Here is a 21,562-nt window from a genome sequence, read left to right on the forward strand (position 1 = left end):
GACGATCTCAGAAAGCCGCGCGCGGAGCGGCGGCGACCCGGTACATGGTGTAGCGTCGGCTCGTCATCACAAGTTCCATCGGTGCGGTTCCTGCAAGGTTGTGCAGGGCCGGGGCTTCGGAATGTCGAACTGCGATGAGCACTTCGCCCTTGGTGCTTCTTAGCATCGACGGCACAGCGTCCAGCTCGACGCTGCGTGCCGTGTCCTGGCTGTAGTAGCGGGCAGAGAACGGAAGTTCTCCCACGAAATACAGAGGCCCGGATGTCATAGCGTTGTCCTTGGCTGCCTCGACCAGGAACTTCTCTGTTTTCAGGTACGAGGGCCGGAGAATGGATGCGGTGCCGAAGCCGGCGAAGAGCAGTGGAACGACGATCGCCGTGGCACCAGCTGCACGCCGCGGCCAGTGGGCAGTCGAGTTCGCCAAGGCCCGGCCGAGCAGCAACGCAACCGCACCGCAAGATGGCAAGACGTACGTCCAAAGGATGTTGCTCGATACCGTGAACAGCGCAGGGGTTGAGAGCGCCCAAAGCACCAAGAAGCGTGTGCTGCCTTCGTGCAACGATGCCTGCAACCTCTCGCGGGATGGTGCATTCACCAACGCCGCCGCGAGCCAGCCGGCCGCCAGCAGGCTCCACGGCATGCCGGCCAGGAAGCCATCCAACCAGATTGCCCCGCGCGCCCGCTCGTGGGCCGATCCGTAGAGGTCACCCGCCCAGCCAGGGTCGGTGAACCGAAGCACGTGTTCGCCCAGAAGGAAGTAATGCAAGAACCCCGGCGTCTTGATCTCTGCGAGAACGTACCAAGGCACGGAGACCAGCAACATCAGGATGGTGCCGGACAACCAAGGCATCCGGCGCAAGGCTTCGCGCGCCGGGCGATGCCACAGGCACCATGCCACGACCACGCCGACGACCAGGACCACGGCAAGAGGTCCTTTGGAGAGCAGGCCGACCGACAGGCCCAGGAAGAATCCGTAGCCCCAGCGCCGGGAGGGCTCCAGACTCAGGAAGTAGAACGCAACCAAGTTCCACGTGACGCCGAGTGCCAGGAAAGGGTCGGTCAGCACCGCTCCCGCCGACACGAAGGGCAGCAGCATGGTCGCGAACACGAGCAAAGCCCAGCGTGCAGCGGGGACACCCATCATCCGCTGGCCCATGCGGTGCATCAGCCACGCAACCGCGGCCATGGCCATCCAGCCTGGCAGGCGGGAGCTGAACTCGCCCAAGCCCAACCAACGGATGCCGAGCGCCTGGGCCCAGAAGGAAAGCGGCGGTTTGCCCCAAAAAGGAAGGCCAGGAGAGAACCAAGGTGTGATCCAGTCGCCCGACTCGGCCATCAAGCGAGCCACTTCGGCGTACCGGGGTTCGGACGTATCGGCGAAGGGAACTAAGCCCATCGCCAGCCATCGGATCGCCTGCCCCAGCAGCAGCGCGACTCCCAAGACCTTAAGCGTTGGCCCCATGCCAGGCCGCCTTTTCCACGGGTTGTCCGGAAGGCTGCAAGATGTCGCGCACCAGATACAGCGGTCGCTGTTTGGACTCGATGTAGGTCTTGCCGACGTACTCGCCCAGCAGACCGACGGTGATGAGCTGAACGCCGCCGAGGAAGGTGACCAAAGCGATCAGCGACGGGTAGCCGTGCACGTCCGAGCCGAACAAGACGGTCTTGCCAATGATGTTCAAGCCGAAGCCACCACCGGCAATAGCTGCCAGCATTCCGAACCCGGTGACCCACCGCAGAGGCGCGACGGAGAAGGACGTGATCCCTTCCATCGCGAGTCCGATCAACTTGCCGTAGCTCCACGTCGAACGACCGGCGGCACGCGGCGCGCGGTCGTACGTGATGACCGTCGTCGGCAAACCGATCCAGGCATACAGGCCCTTCATGTAGCGGCAGCGCTCCGGCAATTGCAGCAGCGCCTGGACGGCCCGTCGGCTGAGCAAGCGGAAGTCGCCCGTGTCCACAGGCATTGGCGAACGGCTCAAACGCTGCAGGATCCGGTAGTACGCGTGCGCTGAAGCGCGTTTCAGCCAGGTCTCGCCGTCACGTTGGCGATGCCGCATGGACACCACGTCGGCACCTTGGTACCACGCATGGACCATCGCGGGAATCAGCTCGGGGGGGTCCTGCAGATCGGCGTCCAGCACGACGACGGCTTCGCCCTTAGCGTGCTCGATGCCGGCCATCATGGCCGCTTCCTTGCCAAAGTTACGGCTCAAGCGGACCACGCGCACGCGGGGCTCGTCGTGATCCGGCTCGCGAAAGGCCGCGAAGCTGAGGACTTCCGAGCCCTCATCGGTGCTGCCGTCATCGACGAAGACGATTTCTGTCGGTATGCCCATGTTGAAGAGCACACCTGTGATGCGGCGCAGACAGAGCGGGAGCACTTCCCGCTCGTTGTAGAAAGGAACGACGACCGACAACTGCACGCTGCCGGCGCCGTTTGGACCAAATGGAAACCGATTGATCGCATTCATTGGCTTCACGCCACGGACCGGGATGCAGGTCCCGATCCGTGGTCACGCCTCGGTTGGTTAATGCGTCGCGTCAGGAACTGCGGGCAACGCAGCGCGATCGGAGGCTTCCCTCTCCTCGTCTTCTTCGTCGCGCCGGTAGGCCATGCGGTAGAGCACCGGCAGAACCAGGAGCGTCAGCGCGGTGGACGACAAGATGCCGCCGATCACCACGGTGGCCAGCGGGCGCTGCACTTCCGCACCCGTGCCAGTGGCGATGGCCATCGGCACGAAGCCCAGCGAGGCCACCAAGGCGGTCATCAGCACGGGCCGCAGGCGGGTCAGCGCGCCCTGGAAGATGGCATCGTCGAGCGACATGCCCTCTTCGCGCAGGTTGCGGATGAACGAGATCATCACAAGGCCGTTCAGGACAGCCACTCCCGACAGCGCGATGAAGCCGACCGCTGCGGTGATCGACAGCGGAATGTCACGCAGCCACAGCGCCAGGATGCCCCCGGTGAGCGCGAACGGAATGCCGGTGAACACGATCAGGCCATCGCGCATGTTCCCGAACATGGCGAACAGCAGCGTGAACACCAGCAAAAGCGCGACGGGCACGACGATCTGCAGGCGTTTCGTGGCGGACTGAAGGTTCTCGAACTGGCCGCCCCAGGTGGTCCAGTAACCCGGCGGCACCTTGACTTGCTGCTGCAGCGCCGCGCTGGCCTCTTCCACGTACGAGGCCATGTCCCGGCCCCGCACGTTGGTGCTCACGACGATTCGGCGCTTGCCGTCCTCGCGGCTGATCTGGTTGGGACCGGGAGCCATTTCCAAGGTGGCCAGCTCGGACAGCGGAATGAAGGAGGCGCGAGGGCCACCAGCGGCCTGAGAAGACGCAGGCAGCGACACGGGAAGGCGACGGATCGAATCGATGTCACCGCGCAAGCGCTCGGGCAGACGCACGACGATGTCGAAGCGACGGTCGCCTTCGAACAGGGTGCCTGCGTTCTGGCCACCGATCGCAGTCGCGATGGTGTCCTGGATGTCGCCGACGTTGACCCCGTAGCGAGCGGCCTTGTCGCGATCGATGTTGATCGTCAGCATGGGCAGGCCAGTGGTTTGCTCCACGTTCACTTCCGTTGCGCCGCTGATCGACTGCATGACCTTCGCCACTTCGGCGGCCGTCTTGTTCAGAACGTCCATGTCGTCGCCGAAGATCTTGACGGCCACGTCGGCACGCACGCCGGAAATCAGCTCGTTGAACCGCAGCTGGATGGGCTGCGAGAACTCGTAGTTGTTGCCAGGCATTTCTGCGACACGCTTCTGAACGGCCTCGACCAGCTCCTGGTGCGTGCGCTTGGGCGACGGCCACTCGGTCTCGGGCTTGAGCATCACGTACGCGTCGGAGATGTTCGGCGGCATGGCGTCAGAGGCGATCTCGGCGGTACCCGTTCGTGCGAACACGCGCTCGATCTCCGGGAACTCTGCTTTGAGCGTGCGTTCGATTTGCTGTTGCATCTGCACCGACTGCGTCAGGCTCGTGCCTGGGATGCGCAGTGCCTGCACGGCAAAGTCGCCTTCGTTGAGGCTGGGAATGAACTCGGCGCCCAGTCGGGTGGACAACAGGCCGGACAGGATCACGGCAACAGCGGCGATCGCGACCACCACGCCGCGCGCAGCCAGCGCACGTTCCAGCATCGGCTGGTATGCACGACGTGCCCAGCCCATCAGACGGTTTTCCTTCTCGGCCACCTTCTTGCCGATGAACAGCGCAACAGCAGCGGGGATGAAGGTGATCGACAGGATCATGGCACCGAGGAGGGCCATCACCACGGTCAGAGCCATCGGATGGAACATCTTGCCCTCAACACCAGACAGCGCAAAGATGGGCAGGTAAACGATCATGATGATCAGCTGGCCGTACAGCAGAGGGCGGCGAGCTTCTTGCGAGGCTGCGAACACCTCATGGAAACGTTCGCTACGGGTGAGCGGCCGGCCGTACTTTTCCTGCGCGTGCGCAAGCCGCCGCACGCAGTTTTCCACGATCACCACCGCGCCGTCCACGATGATCCCGAAGTCCAGCGCACCCAGGCTCATCAGGTTTGCGCTCACCTTCTGGTTGACCATGCCAGTGAAGGTGAAGAGCATCGACAGCGGGATCACGAGCGCCGTCAACAGCGCAGCGCGGATGTTCCCGAGAAAGAGGAAAAGGACCACGATCACCAGAACCGCGCCTTCCAGAAGGTTCTTCTGGACCGTTGCGATGGCTTTGTCGACCAAGTTCGTGCGGTCATACACGGTGATCGCCTTCACGCCTTCCGGCAGGTTGCGGTTCACCTCTTCCAGCTTCTTCGCGACCGCCTGAGACACCGTGCGGCTGTTCTCTCCGATCAGCATGAAGACCGTTCCGAGCACCACCTCCTTGCCGTTGTCGGTCGCAGCGCCCGTGCGCAGGTCCTTTCCGATTTCCACTTCCGCCACGTCACGCACGCGGATGGGCGTGCCGCCGTTGTTGGCCAGGACGATGTTGCGCAGATCCTCCAGGCCGCGGGCTTGGCCAGGTGCACGGATGAGGTACTGCTCGCCACGGCGTTCGATGTAGCCGGCGCCCACGTTGGCGTTGTTCCGCTCGACCGCTTTCACCACATCGGCCAGCGTGAGGCCGTAGGCAAGGAGTCGTTCGGGAATCGGCGCGATCTGGAACTGTCGCTCGAAACCGCCGATCGAGTTGATCTCGGTCACGCCTGGCACGTTGCGCAGCTGCGGCTTGATGATCCAATCCTGTATGACTCGCAGATCGGTCGCCGTGTAGGGCGTACCGTCTTCTTTCTTCGCGTTCTCTTCGGCTTCGACCGTCCAGAGGAAAATCTCACCAAGGCCGGTCGAAATCGGCCCTGTGACGGGCCGGATCCCGTCGGGCAACGAGCCCACTGCACCCTGCAGCCGTTCGTTGACCAACTGGCGCGCAAAGTAGACGTCGGTACCGTCCTTGAAGACGACGGTGATCTGCGACAGGCCGTAGCGCGACAGCGAACGGGTCTGCTGCAGTCCGGGCAGGCCGGCCATCACGGTCTCGATGGGGAACGTGACGCGCTGCTCGGTCTCCAGAGGCGAGTACCCCGGAGTTGCCGTGTTGATCTGAACTTGGACGTTGGTGATGTCGGGGACCGCGTCGATGGACAGGCGCTGATAGTTGTAGATCCCGAGCCCGATCAAGCCCAGTACCGCCAGCATGACCAGCCATCGTTGCTCGATGGCAAAGCGAATGATGCGTTCAAACATGAATGGCCGTCCTCAGTGCGTGTGCGTGGCAGAGCTCTTGCCCTGTTCGGATTTCAGGACGAAGCTGCCATCGGCGGCGTAGGGCTCGCCAGCCTGCAGGCCTTCCAGGATCTCGACGCGCTGGCCGTCGGAGCGGCCGACGCGAACGGGCTGCGCCTTGAAGCCGCCGTCAACCTTCACGAACACGGACGGCTTCTCTTCCACCGTTTGGATGGCTTCGGACGAGACCGTCACGGGGGAGGGCGTGCTTTGGTCGTTCGTCAGAACTTCCACCGTCACGAACAAGCCTGGCCGCCACGCACCTTGTGGGTTGCTGAGCACCACGCGCGCGGGGGCCGTGCGCGTTTGCGCACCGATCAATGAGCCCACGAACGAGATCGTGCCTTCCGCCGTGGCCTCTGACGTGCCGGCGCGAACGCGCACGCGTTCGCCGACGCGCACCCTGGCCAAGTCGCCCGCACCTACGCTCATCTCCGCCCACACCGTGGACAGATCAGAGAGCGTGAACACGCTGGTGTCTTCGCGCACGGCCTCGCCGATCGAGATGTGCTTCTCGACGACCATGCCATCGAACGGTGCACGGAGATCGACCCGACCCAGCGAACCCGTACCACCCGAAGCGCCCAGCGTCTGGAGTTTCTGGGAGGCGTTGGCAACGGCGATCTCGGCTTCGCGAAGTGCCTGACGTGCCTGCAGGACGTCCTGCTCAGGCGAGATCTTCTGCTCGAACAACGTGCGCTCGCGCTCGTACGTTGTCTGGGCCAGTTCGCGGCGCCGCTGGGCGCCCTGCAGTTCGGAGCGAAGCTCGGAGACACCAACGCTCGAAAGAACCGCCAGCACCTGGCCACGGCGCACTTGCTGACCCAGGTTGGCGCTGACGCTTTCCACGACGCCTGCGATCCGCGGCACCATGTGCGCCGTACGGTCTTCGTTGAAGCGAATCTCACCTGGCAGTTGCAGCGCGGTGCGGACGATGGCCGACCTGCTCGGCTCCACCTTGATCCCGGCAGCTTGGATTTGAGCGTCGGTCATGGCGACCTTTTCGGCTTCCTCCTTGTGCTCGCCGGACGCACCGCTTGCGGCGCCCTCGGGCTTGGCCGCAGCAGCCTTGGCCGGTGCACCTTCGCCCTTCGCGTCGGCAGCCTTGGGCGCATCCTTGTCGGAAGGGCCATGGCCGTGGCCGTCGTCTTCCGTTTGTGCAGCTTTCTGTTCGTGTCCGTGTCCGTCACCGGAACTGTGGCCTTTGCCGCCGCCGAGGATGAGGTAGGCGCCCGCCGCCCCGAGGGCGATGACGATCGCGATGGCGATGATGTTCTTGCGGCCCGGGTTGCCGGAGGACGTCTGAGATGGCTTGGTCATGGCGGAGATCAAGGTTGTGTGGAAGAGGTGCCAAGCACGCGAGCGACGTCGGCCACCGCACGGTGCGCATCGCCGAGTGAACGAAGGTACTGAGCGCGCGCCTGCAGCAGGGTGCGCTGGGCATCGAGGACGTCCAGGTACTGGAACTTGCCCAACTCGAAGCCGCGCGCTGCGGCATCGAAGGCGGTCTGGGCGGCAGGGAGGATCTCGCCCTGAACCGCGGTCACTTCCGTGGACGCGATCGTCAGACGTTGACGAGCGATCGACAGATCGGCCCGCAGGCGCAACTCGAGCGCGCGCGCATCGTCTTCCGATTTGTCGCGAAGGCGCAGCGCTTGCACGATGTTGCCGCGATTGGTGTCGAACACGGGGATGGGGATCGACACGCCCAGCGTGGCGATCGTGTTGCTGCCTTGACCATCTTGTCGCGCGCGCTGGAAGCCTGCGCTGATGGTCACGTCCGGGGTCCGCTTGGCCAGTTCCAGGTCGGCCAGGGCCGACAGCCTGCGCGTTTCGATGCGGGCTTGGCGCAGCGTGGCCGAGTCCTCGGCGCGAAGCTGCAGCGCTTCGATGGTTGGGAGAATGGGGAGGCTCAGCGCATCCCCGTTCAGCGCGTCGAAGGGGACGGTTGCCGTCGTGAGCGCACGCAGCTCCTGCAACTGCGTGCGCAGTTCGCCTTGCGCCTGAACCAGCTCCAGCCGGACGTTGGCTTCAGCGACCTTCGAGCGCGTTTCCTCCAGCGGCGACACCTTGCCGGCTTGAACCCGCCTCGAGGCGGCCAGACTGCCAGACTTGGCAATTTCTAGCGACGCTTCGGCCAACCGAACCCGTTCTTGTGACAGCAGGGCTGCGAGAAACGCCTGCGTGACGTCGGCCCTCAACTGGATCTCGCGCCCTTCTCGTTGCACGCGTGCACCGTCCAGGGCGCGCTCCGCCGCCGTGATTCGTGCCTGGCGCTTTCCGCCAAGCTCGATCGGTTGGCTCAGCGACGTCGAGACGGTGCGGTTGCGCGTGCGCAAGTCCTCCACGCCCATGTTCAGGGTCGGGTTCTGGTAGACGCCTGCCTGGGTCAATGCGCCTTCGGCCGCTTCGATCTCGCGGCGGGCCGCCGACAACGTCGGGTTGAACTCCAGCGCGGCCTGGATCGCGTCGTTCAGCGTGATCGAACGCGACGCAACCGCGACCGCAGGGGGGGCCTCTTGAGTTGGGGGGGCGACGGGGCTAACCGCCGGTTGAGCGAGCGCCGCAGCGCTTACCAAAGCCGTCAACGCGAACGCAAACGGCGCAAACATCCTGCACATCGAATTCTCCAGTCGAACAAACGAAAAAGGGAATCCGGCGCGTCCGCCAACCTGCCAGGGCGGCAGGCCTTATTGAAAGAGACGGCGCCGGCTTACGCGGCGCCGCGCCATTTCGGGCGGTCGATGTCCGGTAAAAGCTGAGATGGCAGCGCCACCTGAAGCGCAGAGGATTGGTATCCTGCGGGAGTCGAGGCCAACGCGGAGGTTGGCAAGGCGGGGAGATGGCCCAGCCAGGCGTGGCACGCGCTGCAGTCAGGATCGCTCAAGCCGGCCGCGTGGCTTTCGCCGCCGCCGTCCGAGGCATCGGGATGGACGTGGGCATGCGTGTGGTGACCGAAGTGCGCAACCGAAACGTCCGCTTCGTGCGCGCAGTACCCAGCTGCCGCGCTCCATGCCATGCGCAGCGGCATCAGCACCAGCAAGGTCAGCATGATCAAGCGCAGCAAGGGACGATCGAGACGGGCCAAAACTTTGAAGAGTAGGTCACAAGAGCCGTACCACAAAGTAAAGCTCGCTAGGGGGTATCCCTAGTGTGCAGGAGTGTAGGAATTTGAACCTCCGCATCGACCGACGTGGCGATTACTTTTTTGTCATAAAACCAGCCGCGTTCGAGATGACAAAAATATCATCTGGAACCAACCCACTGCGCCACCACAATTTAGCCATGCAGATTCTTATCATCGAAGACGAGGTCAAACTGGCGCAGTACCTGCAGAAGGGATTGCGAGAAGAAGGCTACTCGGTAGACATGGCTCACGACGGTGTGACCGGACTTGAAGCCGCGTCCCTCCACCGCTACGACCTGATCCTCCTGGACGGCATGCTGCCCGGCCTGGATGGGCTTGCCGTGTTGGCAGCTTTGCGCCAAAGCCAGCAGACCCCTGTCCTCATGCTCACTGCCCGCAGTGAAGTCGAAGATCGCGTGAAAGGATTGCGCACCGGAGCAGACGACTACCTCGTCAAACCCTTCGCCTTCTCGGAGCTGGTGGCTCGCATCCAGGTGCTGCTGCGACGCACCTCGCCGCCATCTGGCGAAACCACGGTTCTCAAACTTGCAGATTTGGAGGTGGACCTGATCCGCCGTCGCGTGTCGCGAGCCGGCCAGCGTCTGGAGCTGACCAACAAAGAGTTCAACTTGCTCACGCTGCTGTTGCGAAGGCAGGGGGCGGTGCTGTCGCGAACCGAGATCGCCGCGCAGATCTGGGGCATGAACTTCGACAGCGAAACGAACGTGGTCGAAGTGGCTGTACGGCGACTGCGGGGTAAGTTGGATTTGCCCTTCGATCAGCCGTTGCTCCACACGGTGCGCGGCATGGGCTACGTCCTTGAATTCCGCGGATGAAGTTGCATCGTACGCGCAGCCTGGGCGCGAGGCTGTCGCTGTGGTTGGCCGTGCAGTCCATGGTCGGTCTGGGCCTGGTGTGCGGGGCGCTCTACTTCGCCATGGACTGGACACTGGGCAAGCGGCAGCACGAAACCCTGGTTCAGAAGGAGCTTGCCGTCCGCGACCAGGTGACCCAGAACCTTGCAAAGCCCAATCCGGATGAGCTGACGCATCTTCTTGACGCCATGCTCGCCGGCCACGCGGACCTTGGCATCCGGCTGGAGGACGGTCGGAAGAACCTCATCTTCGAACACGCGCTGCCACCGGAAGCCAGCACGACTGGCGCGCATGCGCATGAGGTGGACATGGCCATCGAGGGCATGCCAGGTCCGCTGCGCATGTCCCTGCAGTTGGACACAGGGGCCGACGCTGCGTTGTTGCGAAGGGTTGCCTGGATGCTGTTCCTCGCCGCGGTCGGTGGCTCAGCGATGGTGTCCACGGGCGCGTTCTTCCTGGTTCGTTGGAACCTGCTGCCGTTGCACCAGCTGGTTGAGCAGACCCAACGCGTGACGGCCGACACGCTGGAAAGGCGGCTCGACGGGTCTGCACAGCCTGCCGAACTTCAGCCCTTGATCGCACAAATCAACGCGCTGCTGGATCGGCTTGCAGCGGCGTACACGCAGATGGAGGCCTTCAACGCGGACGTCGCGCACGAATTGAACACGCCATTGACGGTGCTCATCAGCAGCAGCGAACTGGCGCTGCGCAAGGCGCGCAGCTTAGCCGAACTGCAGGACGTGCTGGGCTCGAACCTGGAGGAGCTGGACCGGCTGGCACGCATCGTCGCGGACATGCTGTTCCTGTCTCGGGCGCATCGGGGCATCGGTGCACGTCGTGAGCCCGTCGCGAGCCTCGCCCAGATGGCGAGCGACGTGGTCGATTTTCACGAAGCGGCGATGCAGGAGGCCAACGTCTCGCTGCGTCTCAAGGGCGATGCTTCGGGGTCCGTCGATGCAGGGCTGTTGCAGCGTGCGCTGTCCAACCTTCTCAGCAACGCCACCCGCCATGCCAAGAGCGGGTCGAGCGTGGAACTGCGCATCCACAGGCGAAGTCCAGAGGCCGTCGAAATCACCGTCGAGAACGAAGGCGAAACGATCGACCCTGCCCACCTTCCGCGGCTGTTCGATCGCTTCTTTCGCGTCGATCCCGCGCGGACCCATGCCGACAGGAACCACGGCTTGGGCCTGGCGATCGTCGGTGCCATCGCCCACATGCACCAAGGCGGCACGCTCGCGGAATCCCGCGCGGGTCGCACGCGCATCGGTCTGTGGCTGGCCACGGCGGACTCCTGACGAAAACGTCATTTGGTTGACCGCAAACGCGAGGCTTGGTTTCCGACACTGCAGTCCTGCGCAGACGTTGCGCAGACAACGCAAGAAAGGAAATTTTCATGTCCCGCACCCGCATCGCCCTCCTGACCTTCGCTGGCCTGCTCGCCTTTGGCGCGCAAGCTCAGGCGGCGAACGATGCCCCGCTCACCCGCGAACAGGTTCGCGCCGAGTACTTCAAGGCCCGCGCGGAAGGCACTCTGCCGCCATCTGGCGAGGTCGGCTACGTCAACACCGTCGGCGCGTCGAAGAGCACGGTCACGCGCGCTGAAGTGCTTCGCGAACTGGCGGCCAGCGGTGCTGTGCAGACGGGGGAGGGCGCCGACCTCGGCTACGTGCATTCGACAGGCTCGGCGCGCAGCCGCGCTGAGGTCCACGCTGAAGCCGTTGAGGCGGTGCGCTCGGGCGTCCGAACGGGTGGCGAGCTGTAAGTGCGTCTGCGGCGATCGGCCGGACCGGCTGCCTTGGTCCGGCCTGGTGTCTCAAGGACCCCGAGCACCGGGCAGTTCCACTTGCGCAGACGCCCGGTCGTTCCGCGACCGCATGTGTATTTTCTTGTTGGCTCAACAGGGCGATGACTGCAGCCCGTTGCAGCGCGGGCGGTCGTGGTGACGTGTCAGGTCGCACTGCGCCTCGCGATCACCACTGAGAATGCCCTTCCTGAATCCAGGCACGCAGACGGTCGCGTGATGGATTGCCGAGCGCCTTGTGGTTGCCGAAATGCAGCGCCCGTTCGCGAGGTCATGCTCGATGGCCAGCGTCTGTTGCACCGATGGGAACTTGAGTACCTTTGGCGCCTAACCACGCGGTAGCCCCCAAGTTTGCTCCACGCCCGAAGCAAGATCTTGAGGGCGTTCTCTATCGGGTCACCACATTGGTAAATGGTCTCGGTGACTTGTTTGCCAAGTCGTGATGAGCGCGACTGCTTGGATTCGATCTTCGTAGGAACACATGAACTACTTTCAGGTAGTCCAAGTTTTTTGTCCGCATCTCCGCTGACAATTCCCACGTATCCCCAATCGACTGAAACAGGCACGATTCATGAATCGAAGCACCCGAAAACAGGTGGTTGTTGCCGCGATCGCGTTGGCCAGCGTCAGCGTTGCATTGGCGCAGGACGATGAGCCCATCAATCCCGACCGCCCGGGCATTGCCGACGGTAGCAAGGTGGTCGGACACGGCCGATTGCAGATCGAGGCGGGCGCGCAGAAGGAGTGGCGGCGCACGGGTGGCCTTTCCGATCAGCTGGTGATGGCGCCGCTGCTGTTGCGCGCCGGCATCGGCCCGCGCTGGGAGTTCCGCCTGGAGACGAATTCCTATGTCTTCGAGCGCTGGGGCGACGGTCGGCGCGAAGAAGGCGGTGCGCCTGTCTCGCTCGGGGGGAAGTATCAGATCACGAATCCGACGGACCGCACGTCGCCGTCTGTTGGTGTCATTGCCCGGCTCACGCCACCTTCGGGATCGGGCAACTTCCGCAGCCGCCGCACGACTGCCGACCTGCGGCTGGCGGCCGATTGGGATTTTGCGCCTAATTGGTCGCTCAACCCAAACTTCGGCGTCGCACGCGTCGAGGACGATGAGGGCCGAACTTTCTTTGCCCGCACCTTTGCGGCAACCGTTGGCTACAGCCCGACGTCGTCGCTGAACCTGTTCGTGGACGCAGGGCTGCAATCACCCGAAACCAGGGGCGGACGGGCCACGCTCATCGTGGATGCGGGGATCGCCTACTTGCTCACTCGCGACACTCAGCTGGACTTCAGCGTGGGCCGAGGAGTGCGGGGCAGCACGCCACCGCGGAGGTTCGTGTCGGCAGGCATCAGCACGAGGTTCTGACCCAGGGCGCATCTACGCGCCGGAACTGCTGCATAGCGCGCGCGCCGTTAGCGCTTGCGGGGATCTGGGGCGGGGCCGGAGTCCACGAGCATCCTCTCACAGAGCAGAACGGCCGACTTGCTGCCGGATCGCATCGAGCAGCGCTTTGAGCTCTGCGTAGGCAGCCCATACGCAGATGAGAAGGGCAAGCACCAGATCCGGTATGTTGTTTCCCAGGAAGAAGACCAAGGCTCCGGCGAGGACACCAGCGATGCTCATCTTGCAGGCCGCACGCTGTTTCGAGCGCGTGTGGTGGGACCAAAGCGAGATGCGCACGCACCATGCGTTGATGGCTAGAGCCGAGACCGACAAACCGACCATTGCCCATGCCACGGGCTGCGAGCCCTGTGCGAGACGGTTGCCCGAGTCGTAGGCCACAGCTGCCGCAAGCGCAAGCACGATCACGCCGTTGATCGCTGCGGCCACGCTCCCCCATCGCAGGCTGCGTGAGGCCGCGAGTTGGCGCAACTGCAACGACATGGCATGGGCGCAGCTGCACATCGCGTTGGCGAGCAGCGCGCTCGAGTCCGCGAGAAGCCCTCCCACAGCGAGCACGGCAGCAAGACCGGCGTTCAGAACGAAGACCTGCAGAAGTGCGCTGCGCCGTTCGGAGGCAGAAACCTCAAAAATGTCGTCGTTCGCGCTGCTCAGGCCAGCCATGCTCAAGAACGGGGTCAGGCAGTGTGCTCAACGGGGCGCCTTCATCGGATCACCTGCAGCGTCTTTGAACTCCTTGAGTTCGTCTTCGTACACCATCATGGCCAGCTGGTAGAGGATGGAGTTCTTGGCGATGCCTGCACGCTCGCGGTCCAGATCGACCGTGTTGTTGTCCAGGCTGGGCTGTGATGGATCGGTGTAGCCGGCCAGCTCCAACGTGCTCTTCGGCCTGGCGACCGACTCGGACGTGAAGTGCCGGTCGGAGCTAGCTTCCATCTTTGGCGCGATGGTCGAGTTCAGCGCCTGCCCCATAGCGTCTGCGAAGTTGAGATCTTTGGCCTGGTATCGCGGGGTGTCCGCGTTCGCGATATTGCCCGCCAGAAGCGCCTGGCGGCGTCCGCGCAGCAGCAGCGAGTCGCCGCGCCAGTCTTCCGATGCACCCAGACGGTCCGCGAGTGAACCGATCGGGAGGAACTTGTTGGAGGTCTGCATGGTGGGTCGCTCCAAGAGGGATGACGTGTCGGGAGGCCGCGATCGCGGTCAATCGGGGAGCAGGAAAAAGACAGTCACGAGGACTGCCGTCAGATAGGCAGCCGTCGACAGTGCTTGGCGCAAGCGCGTGCCGATCCTCCAGGAATGGCTTCGCATCGCAATTCCCTCCCGATACGCGGTGGTCATGGGTCGCCGGTCGTTCGGGTCAGAAGTGGAAGTCGGCGCGCAGCATCGGCGTCTTCGCCAGCGATCCCGGAACCGTCTTGGGGTTGCCGAACTTGTTGCGCCAGTACTGGTAGCCCACACCGAGGCGGAACGTCTTGGGGCCTGCGCCGATGTGCGGCGACATGTCGTACCAGATGGCTGCATCCAGGTTCGTCTCTGCCGACGTCGGGCCACCGAACTCGTTGCGGCCCTTGGAAGCGATCCAGTTCAAATAGCCTTCGAACGACAGGCCGCTGCCTCCAAGGGGGATGCCCCACGCAAGGTTAAGCATGGGGTGCACGTCGTAGGAGTAGCGCTTGTCGATCGTTCGTGGGCGGTTGCTTTCCCACAGCGCGTAGACGCCCACGTTCAGGAAGCCAGGAACGTCCATCGAGAACGTGGGTCCGACCACCAGCATGCGCTTGCGTGACCCGTAGCCGGGATCGTTCTTGGTGTTGACGTCGAACCCGGCGGTTGCGCCCACCGAACGAACGGGACCGAACGCCATCGACCGGCCAGATACCTTCCCCAGGTCGAGCGTGTGGCGATAGACCAGGTAGGCCTCCTGCGCGTTGCTGTCGTTTCCGTCGGACATCAGGAAGTCGGCATTGAAAAAGTTCGTGCCGTACTTGTAGCCACTGGTGTGGGTCAGGTTGACGATCGTCTTTTCGATGTCGCGTCCGTTGTAGGGCTCCGCAAACTTCGTCCCATAGCGAACGCCGATGGATGTGTCGCTCCACTCCGCTGCATGCGCACCCACAGAGCCGGCCATTGCGGCTGCCCCCGTCAGAACCACCGAAACGATGCTTTTCACTTGCGATCTCCTCAGTTATGGAGGCACGGCACGCGCAATGCGCGTGCCAGTGGTTGCCTCATCGTTGCTCTAGCACGTACCCAAGACCTCGGACGGTGTGCAGCAGCTTGTGGTCGAACGGATCGTCGAGCTTTCGGCGCAACCGTCGGATGGCCACGTCGATGACGTTCGTGGTCGCATCGAACTGCATGTTCCAGACGCGCTCAGAGATCGTCGCGCGCGAGATGATGTCCCCGGGCCGCTCCAGCAGCACCATCAGCAGAGAGAACTCCTTGCGGCTCAAGTCCAGTCGCTGGCCCGATCGCTCAGCACGCTTGCGCGCGAGATCGAGCACCAGGTCGGCAATCTGAAGGCGCGCGCCACTCCCCTCCGGCGAACATGCCCTGCGCACGTGCAACCCGACGCGGGCGATGAACTCGGACATGGCGATGGGCTTCACGAGATAGTCGTCTGCGCCGTTCTCCAGGCACGACACCTTCTCGTCCAGGCTGTCCAAGCCGCTCACCACGATCACAGGCATGTTCTTGACCTGTCGAATCGCCTTGAGCACCGAATACCCGTCCATTCCAGGAAGGCGCAGATCCAGAACCACGAGGCAGTAGTCCCGACCCAATGCAAGATCGCGTCCCTGCACGCCGTCCGAAGCAATCTCCACGCTAAAGCCACTCTGAACCAACCCTTGGCCAAGGTACTCGGCGAAAGGGCGCTGGTCATCCACGATCAAAACTCTCATCGATTCAGCAGGGTCCCGGCTCTCAGGTTCATGTCGTTCACCACGCCGTCAGTCGGCAAGCGCCATCTGCAAGGTCTGCCGTTGCTTCTGGGCCCATTTCGTTCCAACGCGAATCGCGTCGCGCTCCTGCGACGTCGCCGACGCGAAGAAGAGGTCGTCGTCCAGCTGCAGACGCTCGAACAACCGTCGCTGTTGCAGTGCCCGGGCACGCAGCGGCGCTTCGGTGACGCCGTGCTCGCCGCCAGTCGTTCCGAACATGGCGGCAGAGCGGTCAAGCCACTCCAACGCGATGTCAGAGACGGCGGGTACGGCGCGCGGCTCGGACAGCCGCATCTTCATGACGAACGGGTTCTTGTCCACGACGAGGCCCCACGTGCGTCTACCGCTCGCCGGGTTGACCGACAGCGCTTCCAGCTTGGTCAGCCCGAAATGGCGGGCCAAGCGAAGGCGCATGGCCAACACGGGGGACGATCGTTGGACTTCCAGAATGCCTTCTTCGGCCTGCGCGGCGTTGCCTTGCACGGGCAGCACCAGCGACTTCAGCATCAGCTTCGCGATGGCATCCCCTTTGCGCGAAGCCTTGAACAGCGACGCGAGCGCCTTCTCCATCGCGTCGATCTCGGTGGCCTCGCGCAGTTCAAGCGCACCGAGGCGACGCTCGGCTTCGGAGATGCCATGCTGCGCGGCCTTCTCCAGGCAGAAGCGGGCCATCAGCGGGTTCGCGACCGAGCCCCGATAGTCGGAGCAGATGCGGTAGAGGTGCAGCCAAGCGGCCGGAGTTCCTCCGTCTGCAGCGCGCAGCAACAGCGCGGCAGCTTTGCGCAGCTGAGGCGCGGCAGCCAGGCGCTCCGCGGGAAGATCCCCGCAGCGAATGCCAGCCAAGGCGCGGCCCAGCGCGTGGCATGCGTAGACATCTCCCGCGTTGGCAACCCGGTCCAGTGCTGTCTCGACGAGTCCGATGGAAAGACTGGTTAGGGGAAGTGCGTGTTGCTCGGCGTAGCGCACGACCTCCACCACCAACTGCAGCACGGGTTGGGGGAGGCTGTCGTAGGGTTCGCTCAGACCACCGAGGATTTGCACCGTGCGATCAAGTTGGCCTCGCTCCAGCGCGGCGCCTGCTGCTCTCAACACCACGTCAGGCACGCTCATTGGTTGCAACGCGCCGATCGCCTGGAGCACATCGGCGACGCTTGAAGCACGCTGATCCTTGCTGAGAAGAACGGCTTGCTGCGTGCCGTTGTGGCAGCGTTCGGCCAGTGCCTGAGCGGCATCTCGGTCGCCGTCTACCAGCTTCCACGCCGCAAGCTTCAGCCGCGCAGCATCGCTGTGCTCTGCTGCGATCTCCAGCATGTCCAGCTGATCGAACTCAAGGATCTCCTGCAGCTGCAGATGCTGCACCACGCAATCGGCGGCGGCGCGGCTGGCCTGCTGCTTCGCGGCTTGCAGATAGGACAAGCCCACGGGAACGTTGCGCACGAAGCCCGAGGTGCCGGCGAGGTACGACTCGCCCAACTTCAAGCGAGCGTCGGCATCGCCTTGTTTCGCAAGCAATCTGAGCTGAATATCCTGGCGCCGCATTCGATCCTTCCGGGCGGAGTCCGCCGATCACGTAAGGGAAGCGTCGTCCTGTGTAGCGCGACGCCGTGGCGCACATTTTCGAAACGCAAGACCTGCAAATCCTCGTCAGAGCGATGACATTTTTGATAGGTACGAGACAGCTTCAAGTTGAGTTATCGGGAGCAAGGGAGGGTCATTCCTTCGCTTGTTGGATTCAAGAAACGCTAATCATGAAGCTTCTTAACTTTTGACTTGCGTTGGCCCTTCCATTCGTTATCACGCGCGAATCGAGGGTGTCCTCAGTCCTAGGATTTGCCTCGATGTCAAACGACGGCATCGGATCAAACGTAATCAACTTCGAAGTCAAGGACCTCCCATGAAATCCAATCGCGTACTGGCTATCGCGCTCGCAGCGGCCACCGCCGGCGGCGCTTACGCTCAGTCCTCCGTGACGCTCTTCGGCGTTGTGGATGCCAACCTCCGCTACGTGAAGAACAGCGGCCTGGCCAGCAACTACGGCATGAGCAACAGCGGTCTGTCCTCCGGTCGCCTGGGCTTCCGCGGCGTCGAAGATCTGGGTGGCGGCCTGAAGGCTGGCTTCTGGCTCGAGTCCGACGTCAACGCCGACACCGGTACCTTCAGCTCCACCGGCAAGATGTTCCAGCGCCGCTCCACGGTCAGCCTGATGGGCAACTGGGGTGAGTTCCGCCTGGGTCGCGACTTCGCGCCTTCGTCGGTTCATTCGTTCAAGTACGACCCGTTCGGTGTGATCGGCATCGGCGGCCAGAACGTCACCAGCACCACGGCCCGCGGTCTGTCGAACTACTACCGCCATGACAACGCGGTGGGCTACTTCACGCCGAACTTCGGCGGCGTGCAAGCCGAGTTCATGTTTGCTCCGGACGAGCAAGCCGCCAACAACACGGGTCGCCACATGTCGGGCCGCCTGTCCTACGAGAACGGTCCGGTCAGCGCTTCGGTTTCCTACGGCGTCACGAACGTGGCCACCGCTGCCGGCACGCTGGGCAAGTTCAAGCAACTGGGTGTCGCGGGTTCGTACAACTTCGGCGTGGCACAACTCGTCGCAAGCGTCTACCGCGATGACCTGCCGTTCGGCACGTACGGCGCGACGACGGCATCGGCTCAGACGGCCGGTTCCGAAGACCGCTGGCTGATCGGCGTCAACGTTCCCGTGGGCAACCACCTGATCCGCGCGTCCTACGTGCGCACCAATGCACGCAAGGGTCCCGCCGCCTACAACGACAGCGACGCCAGCAAGATCGCCATCGGCTACGTGCACAACCTGTCCAAGCGCACGTCGCTGTACGGCACGGTCGCCCGCGTGAGCAACGACGGCGCAGCCAACTTCTCCATCGCTGGCGGCGCGCCCACGCCGGGCGGCTGGTCGGGCAACTCGACCGGCGCAGAAGTCGGTCTGAAGCACAGCTTCTGATCCAGGTGGTATCGCACTCCAGACCTTCTAGCGTGGCTTGAAGGGCTGGATTCGAAGGCTGGTCATCTCACGGTGGCCAGCCTTTTGTGCGTGCGTCGTCTCGCCAGGACGTGACTTCGCGACTTTCTCGATGACGGGAAGATGAAGAAATTGTCATCTCGCCGCCAGCAACGCAACGGGTTGGCTTTCAAGAATTTCCTATCCCTTTGAGGGACTGAGGAAACACCGTCATGCTCACTTCAGCGAGGCAATCGGCGAGCGCCGATTTGCCCGGACTCTCTGCGTCTGCCAAAGGCACTCGTACCCCGTCCCCCTGCAGCGCTATCGCGCGATGCTCTCGTCAGGCGGTCTTTGCCGATTCCGGTTCCTGGGGCGACGCGTGAACATTTTTCGGTCGCGAACGGGGTCTCGGCTCCCCGTGGTACGAGGTGCAGTCCTTAACCTGTTCGCAGCGCTTTGGCTTCTGGCCCTGCTGAATCAGCCTTTCTGGTCGGCGCTGTGGGAGTCGGTCGGCGGCTGGCACGCTTCGCGTGCAGGGTTCTTGATCACCTTGCCTGTGTTCGCCCTCGTTTGGGTGTGGACCGTGCTTGAGTTGCTGACTTGGGGCCGCGCAGCAAAGCCGGTGCTGTGCATCGTGATGGTGCTGTCCGCCGCGGTTGCCTTCTTCATGCACCGCTATGGCATCGCGTTCGACCGTGGCATGGTCGCCAACGTCATGGAAACCGATCCGGCCGAAGCTCGTGAGCTACTCAGTGCAGGCATGGTGTTGTGGATCCTTGGCCTTGGCGTGGTGCCAGCCTTGGTCATCGCGATGTGGCCACGCGCGCCTCAAGGGGTGGTCGGAACGCTGACGGAGAAAGTGGTCACGCTCGCCGGCCTGATCTTGGTGGTGGGGGCGATCTTGGTGTTTCAAAGCGGGTCTTACATCTCGCTGTTCCGCGCTCACCGTGACCTTCGACTGCAGTTCGTGCCGACCAACTACCTCTCAGCCGTCCAAGGCTATGCAAAGGTCAAGCTCAAGCCCAAGCGGGAGATCGAGCAGGTCTCGCTCGGCGCAACGCGTGTCGCGAGCGACCCCGCCACCCAGCGCCCCATGGTCCTTGTGTTGGTGGTGGGTGAGACGATGCGCGCTGCGAACCTGTCCGTGAATGGCTACGAGCGCGAGACGACACCGCTGCTGGCGGGGCGTAAGAGCCTCGTGAACTTCGGGCGCACCGGGTCGTGCGGGACGGCCACTGCGGTGTCGCTGCCTTGCATGTTCCTCGACGTGGGAAGGGGTGGCTACGAGGACGGCATGGCCTTCCGGCGCGAGAGCCTCCTGGATGTTTTGCAACGGGCCGGCATGGACGTCTGGTGGCTGAGCAACAACTCGGGGTGCAAAGGCGTCTGCGACCGAGTCCAGGTCGTGGATGTCCCTGCAACCTTGCCGGCAGGGGCGTGCGGCCCAGGCGGTTGCCAGGACAACGTCCTCATCGACGCTTTGAAGAAGCGACTGGAGAGCGTGCAGCGCGATACCGTGGTGGTGATGCACATGAAGGGTCAGCATGGCCCTGCGTACTACCTGCGCTACCCGCCCGAGTTCGAGCGCTATGGCCCTTCATGCCGCGATAACGCCCTTGACCGGTGCGGCCCGGAGCAAGTGGTGAACGCCTACGACAACGCCGTCTCGTACTCCGACTACATCCTGGACAAGACCATCGACGCATTGCAGAGCCAGGCCAATCGGCTCGACTCGTCGATGGTCTTCGTGTCCGACCACGGCGAGTCGCTGGGCGAGAAGGGCATGTTTCTGCATGGGATGCCCTACGACTTCGCGCCGACGGTTCAGAAGGAAGTCCCGTTCATGGCGTGGTTGCCACAAGCCACGCGGGACCGACTGCAGATCGACGCCGGCTGCCTGGCGTCGCGCAGGGATCAACTGTCGCACGACAACCTCTACCACTCGGTCTTGGGTTTGACTTCGACGCGAGCATCGACGTACCGCGACGATCTCGATGTCTTCGCGCCATGCCGAACCGGATCGGTCATCGCTGCCAATGCAAAAGGGGGAAAGCCATGAGCATTCGCAAAGCGTATCCAGCGCAGCCGCCTTCGGCGTCTGCGGGCGCAGGGCCGCAGCCAACGCGCCGCAAGCTGTTTCTCGTTGCACTTCCGTTCGTGCTGGCGGGATGCGCGACAAAGCCTCCGGTCGCGCGCGACCCCGAGGGTTCCTTTTGCTATCGGAGCAAGCTGGAGCACTACATCAAGGGTCCGTGCGTCACCGAGGGCGTGCCTAGTTTGCAAGAAGATGCGCTGGCCAAGGCGCTGCAGCCGCACCCCACGTTGCTGACGGTCTACGTCGTCAGGCAAAACATCGCAGACGGCCAAGACGTGGTCAACGTCACAGCCGACGGCACCGCCAGCATCCGCACGTTGCCCGACACCATGGCTCGCTTGCGGTTCAAGCCGGGCGCGCACACGCTCGCGTTCCAGTTCGAGGACCAGCAAGGCGTGGCGCAGATCGAGGGTCACGCGGGCGAGGTGAAGTTCGTGCGGCTGCGCGGTGCAGGCTTCGCTTGGGCCGTGCAGTACGAATGGTTGAACTCCACCGAGCAGGCCACCCGTGACAGTCTCCAGCGAACGCGGCTTGTTGCCGATGTGCTGGTGCCATGAAGCGCGGCGATGTGCGCGACG

18 protein-coding genes are annotated in these 21,562 nt (G+C 63.5%); 7 read left to right on the forward strand and 11 right to left on the reverse strand.

Annotation, left to right across the window (positions count from 1 at the left end; translation table 11 throughout):
- Window positions 1-7: 7 nt before the first annotated feature.
- The 6 genes from DES41_RS30865 to DES41_RS30890 all read right to left on the reverse strand — a co-directional run bounded on the left by DES41_RS30865 (window position 8) and on the right by DES41_RS30890 (window position 8,841).
- Window positions 8-1,462 (reverse strand): ArnT family glycosyltransferase, encoded by a 1,455-nt coding sequence (locus DES41_RS30865; RefSeq protein WP_114471467.1) that lies wholly within the window; start codon window positions 1,460-1,462, stop codon window positions 8-10.
- Window positions 1,446-2,477: a glycosyltransferase family 2 protein gene (locus DES41_RS30870; RefSeq protein WP_114471468.1), complete on the reverse strand. Its 1,032-nt coding sequence runs from the start codon at window positions 2,475-2,477 to the stop codon at window positions 1,446-1,448. Before DES41_RS30870 ends, DES41_RS30865 begins: the two co-directional genes overlap by 17 nt.
- A 57-nt stretch (window positions 2,478-2,534) precedes the next feature.
- Entirely contained in the window at window positions 2,535-5,735 is a 3,201-nt protein-coding gene (locus tag DES41_RS30875; protein WP_114471469.1) for an efflux RND transporter permease subunit, read from the reverse strand.
- Window positions 5,736-5,747: 12 nt separating this feature from the next.
- Window positions 5,748-7,094: an efflux RND transporter periplasmic adaptor subunit gene (locus DES41_RS30880; RefSeq protein ID WP_114471642.1), complete on the reverse strand. Its 1,347-nt coding sequence runs from the start codon at window positions 7,092-7,094 to the stop codon at window positions 5,748-5,750.
- Between the two features lie 8 nt (window positions 7,095-7,102).
- Window positions 7,103-8,395, reverse strand: coding sequence for a TolC family protein (locus DES41_RS30885; RefSeq protein ID WP_114471470.1), 1,293 nt, complete (start codon window positions 8,393-8,395; stop codon window positions 7,103-7,105).
- 92 nt (window positions 8,396-8,487) lie between these two features.
- The gene (locus DES41_RS30890) at window positions 8,488-8,841 is read right to left on the reverse strand and encodes a heavy metal resistance regulator (RefSeq protein WP_114471471.1); all 354 of its coding nucleotides are present in this window, start codon (window positions 8,839-8,841) and stop codon (window positions 8,488-8,490) included.
- Window positions 8,842-9,059: 218 nt separating this feature from the next.
- On the opposite strand from DES41_RS30890, the gene DES41_RS30895 reads away from it, so the two are divergent.
- The 4 genes from DES41_RS30895 to DES41_RS30910 all read left to right on the forward strand — a co-directional run bounded on the left by DES41_RS30895 (window position 9,060) and on the right by DES41_RS30910 (window position 12,940).
- Entirely contained in the window at window positions 9,060-9,737 is a 678-nt protein-coding gene (locus DES41_RS30895; protein ID WP_114471472.1) for a heavy metal response regulator transcription factor, read from the forward strand.
- Window positions 9,734-11,071 (forward strand): heavy metal sensor histidine kinase, encoded by a 1,338-nt coding sequence (locus tag DES41_RS30900; RefSeq protein ID WP_114471473.1) that lies wholly within the window; start codon window positions 9,734-9,736, stop codon window positions 11,069-11,071. Before DES41_RS30895 ends, DES41_RS30900 begins: the two co-directional genes overlap by 4 nt.
- A gap of 98 nt (window positions 11,072-11,169) precedes the next feature.
- A complete protein-coding gene (locus DES41_RS30905) occupies window positions 11,170-11,538 on the forward strand; it encodes a DUF4148 domain-containing protein (RefSeq protein WP_114471474.1) in 369 nt (122 codons plus the stop codon).
- Between the two features lie 610 nt (window positions 11,539-12,148).
- Window positions 12,149-12,940 (forward strand): transporter, encoded by a 792-nt coding sequence (locus DES41_RS30910; protein WP_114471475.1) that lies wholly within the window; start codon window positions 12,149-12,151, stop codon window positions 12,938-12,940.
- 96 nt (window positions 12,941-13,036) lie between these two features.
- On the opposite strand, the gene DES41_RS30915 is transcribed toward DES41_RS30910, so the two are convergent.
- The 5 genes from DES41_RS30915 to DES41_RS30935 all read right to left on the reverse strand — a co-directional run bounded on the left by DES41_RS30915 (window position 13,037) and on the right by DES41_RS30935 (window position 17,457).
- Entirely contained in the window at window positions 13,037-13,639 is a 603-nt protein-coding gene (locus DES41_RS30915) for a cation efflux transmembrane domain-containing protein (RefSeq protein WP_114471476.1), read from the reverse strand.
- A gap of 27 nt (window positions 13,640-13,666) precedes the next feature.
- Window positions 13,667-14,128, reverse strand: coding sequence for a flagellar basal body rod protein FlgB (flgB, locus tag DES41_RS30920; protein WP_114471477.1), 462 nt, complete (start codon window positions 14,126-14,128; stop codon window positions 13,667-13,669).
- Window positions 14,129-14,333: 205 nt separating this feature from the next.
- Window positions 14,334-15,104 (reverse strand): outer envelope protein, encoded by a 771-nt coding sequence (locus DES41_RS30925; protein ID WP_114471643.1) that lies wholly within the window; start codon window positions 15,102-15,104, stop codon window positions 14,334-14,336.
- 100 nt (window positions 15,105-15,204) lie between these two features.
- Window positions 15,205-15,879 (reverse strand): winged helix-turn-helix domain-containing protein, encoded by a 675-nt coding sequence (locus tag DES41_RS30930; protein WP_114471478.1) that lies wholly within the window; start codon window positions 15,877-15,879, stop codon window positions 15,205-15,207.
- 48 nt (window positions 15,880-15,927) lie between these two features.
- Window positions 15,928-17,457: an SEL1-like repeat protein gene (locus DES41_RS30935; RefSeq protein ID WP_114471479.1), complete on the reverse strand. Its 1,530-nt coding sequence runs from the start codon at window positions 17,455-17,457 to the stop codon at window positions 15,928-15,930.
- 355 nt (window positions 17,458-17,812) lie between these two features.
- Between DES41_RS30935 and DES41_RS30940 the strand changes: the two genes are divergently transcribed.
- From DES41_RS30940 to DES41_RS38070, 3 genes are all read left to right on the forward strand, one after another.
- Window positions 17,813-18,889, forward strand: a complete 1,077-nt coding sequence (locus DES41_RS30940; RefSeq protein WP_114471480.1) for a porin — start codon at window positions 17,813-17,815, stop codon at window positions 18,887-18,889.
- Window positions 18,890-19,220: 331 nt separating this feature from the next.
- Window positions 19,221-20,948: a phosphoethanolamine transferase gene (locus DES41_RS30945; protein WP_114471481.1), complete on the forward strand. Its 1,728-nt coding sequence runs from the start codon at window positions 19,221-19,223 to the stop codon at window positions 20,946-20,948.
- The gene (locus DES41_RS38070; RefSeq protein WP_147282992.1) at window positions 20,945-21,541 is read left to right on the forward strand and encodes a hypothetical protein; all 597 of its coding nucleotides are present in this window, start codon (window positions 20,945-20,947) and stop codon (window positions 21,539-21,541) included. Before DES41_RS30945 ends, DES41_RS38070 begins: the two co-directional genes overlap by 4 nt.
- Window positions 21,542-21,562 lie beyond the last annotated feature (21 nt).

The sequence above is a fragment of the Pseudorhodoferax soli genome, assembly GCF_003337555.1.
GTDB lineage: Bacteria > Pseudomonadota > Gammaproteobacteria > Burkholderiales > Burkholderiaceae_C > Pseudorhodoferax > Pseudorhodoferax soli.

Bases quoted from the DNA above. Each gene is read 5' to 3' on its own strand.
- DES41_RS30915 (WP_114471476.1), bottom strand. From the start codon at position 13,639: ATGGCTGGCCTGAGCAGCGCGAACGACGACATTTTTGAGGTTTCTGCC.
- DES41_RS30910 (WP_114471475.1), top strand. From the start codon at position 12,149: ATGAATCGAAGCACCCGAAAACAGGTGGTTGTTGCCGCGATCGCGTTG.
- DES41_RS30880 (WP_114471642.1), bottom strand. From the start codon at position 7,094: ATGACCAAGCCATCTCAGACGTCCTCCGGCAACCCGGGCCGCAAGAAC.
- DES41_RS30885 (WP_114471470.1), bottom strand. From the start codon at position 8,395: ATGTGCAGGATGTTTGCGCCGTTTGCGTTCGCGTTGACGGCTTTGGTA.
- DES41_RS30935 (WP_114471479.1), bottom strand. From the start codon at position 17,457: ATGCGGCGCCAGGATATTCAGCTCAGATTGCTTGCGAAACAAGGCGAT.
- DES41_RS30900 (WP_114471473.1), top strand. From the start codon at position 9,734: ATGAAGTTGCATCGTACGCGCAGCCTGGGCGCGAGGCTGTCGCTGTGG.
- DES41_RS30945 (WP_114471481.1), top strand. From the start codon at position 19,221: ATGCTCTCGTCAGGCGGTCTTTGCCGATTCCGGTTCCTGGGGCGACGC.
- DES41_RS30865 (WP_114471467.1), bottom strand. From the start codon at position 1,462: ATGGGGCCAACGCTTAAGGTCTTGGGAGTCGCGCTGCTGCTGGGGCAG.
- DES41_RS30930 (WP_114471478.1), bottom strand. From the start codon at position 15,879: ATGAGAGTTTTGATCGTGGATGACCAGCGCCCTTTCGCCGAGTACCTT.
- DES41_RS38070 (WP_147282992.1), top strand. From the start codon at position 20,945: ATGAGCATTCGCAAAGCGTATCCAGCGCAGCCGCCTTCGGCGTCTGCG.
- flgB (WP_114471477.1), bottom strand. From the start codon at position 14,128: ATGCAGACCTCCAACAAGTTCCTCCCGATCGGTTCACTCGCGGACCGT.
- DES41_RS30870 (WP_114471468.1), bottom strand. From the start codon at position 2,477: ATGAATGCGATCAATCGGTTTCCATTTGGTCCAAACGGCGCCGGCAGC.
- DES41_RS30905 (WP_114471474.1), top strand. From the start codon at position 11,170: ATGTCCCGCACCCGCATCGCCCTCCTGACCTTCGCTGGCCTGCTCGCC.
- DES41_RS30875 (WP_114471469.1), bottom strand. From the start codon at position 5,735: ATGTTTGAACGCATCATTCGCTTTGCCATCGAGCAACGATGGCTGGTC.
- DES41_RS30895 (WP_114471472.1), top strand. From the start codon at position 9,060: ATGCAGATTCTTATCATCGAAGACGAGGTCAAACTGGCGCAGTACCTG.
- DES41_RS30940 (WP_114471480.1), top strand. From the start codon at position 17,813: ATGAAATCCAATCGCGTACTGGCTATCGCGCTCGCAGCGGCCACCGCC.
- DES41_RS30925 (WP_114471643.1), bottom strand. From the start codon at position 15,104: ATGGCCGGCTCTGTGGGTGCGCATGCAGCGGAGTGGAGCGACACATCC.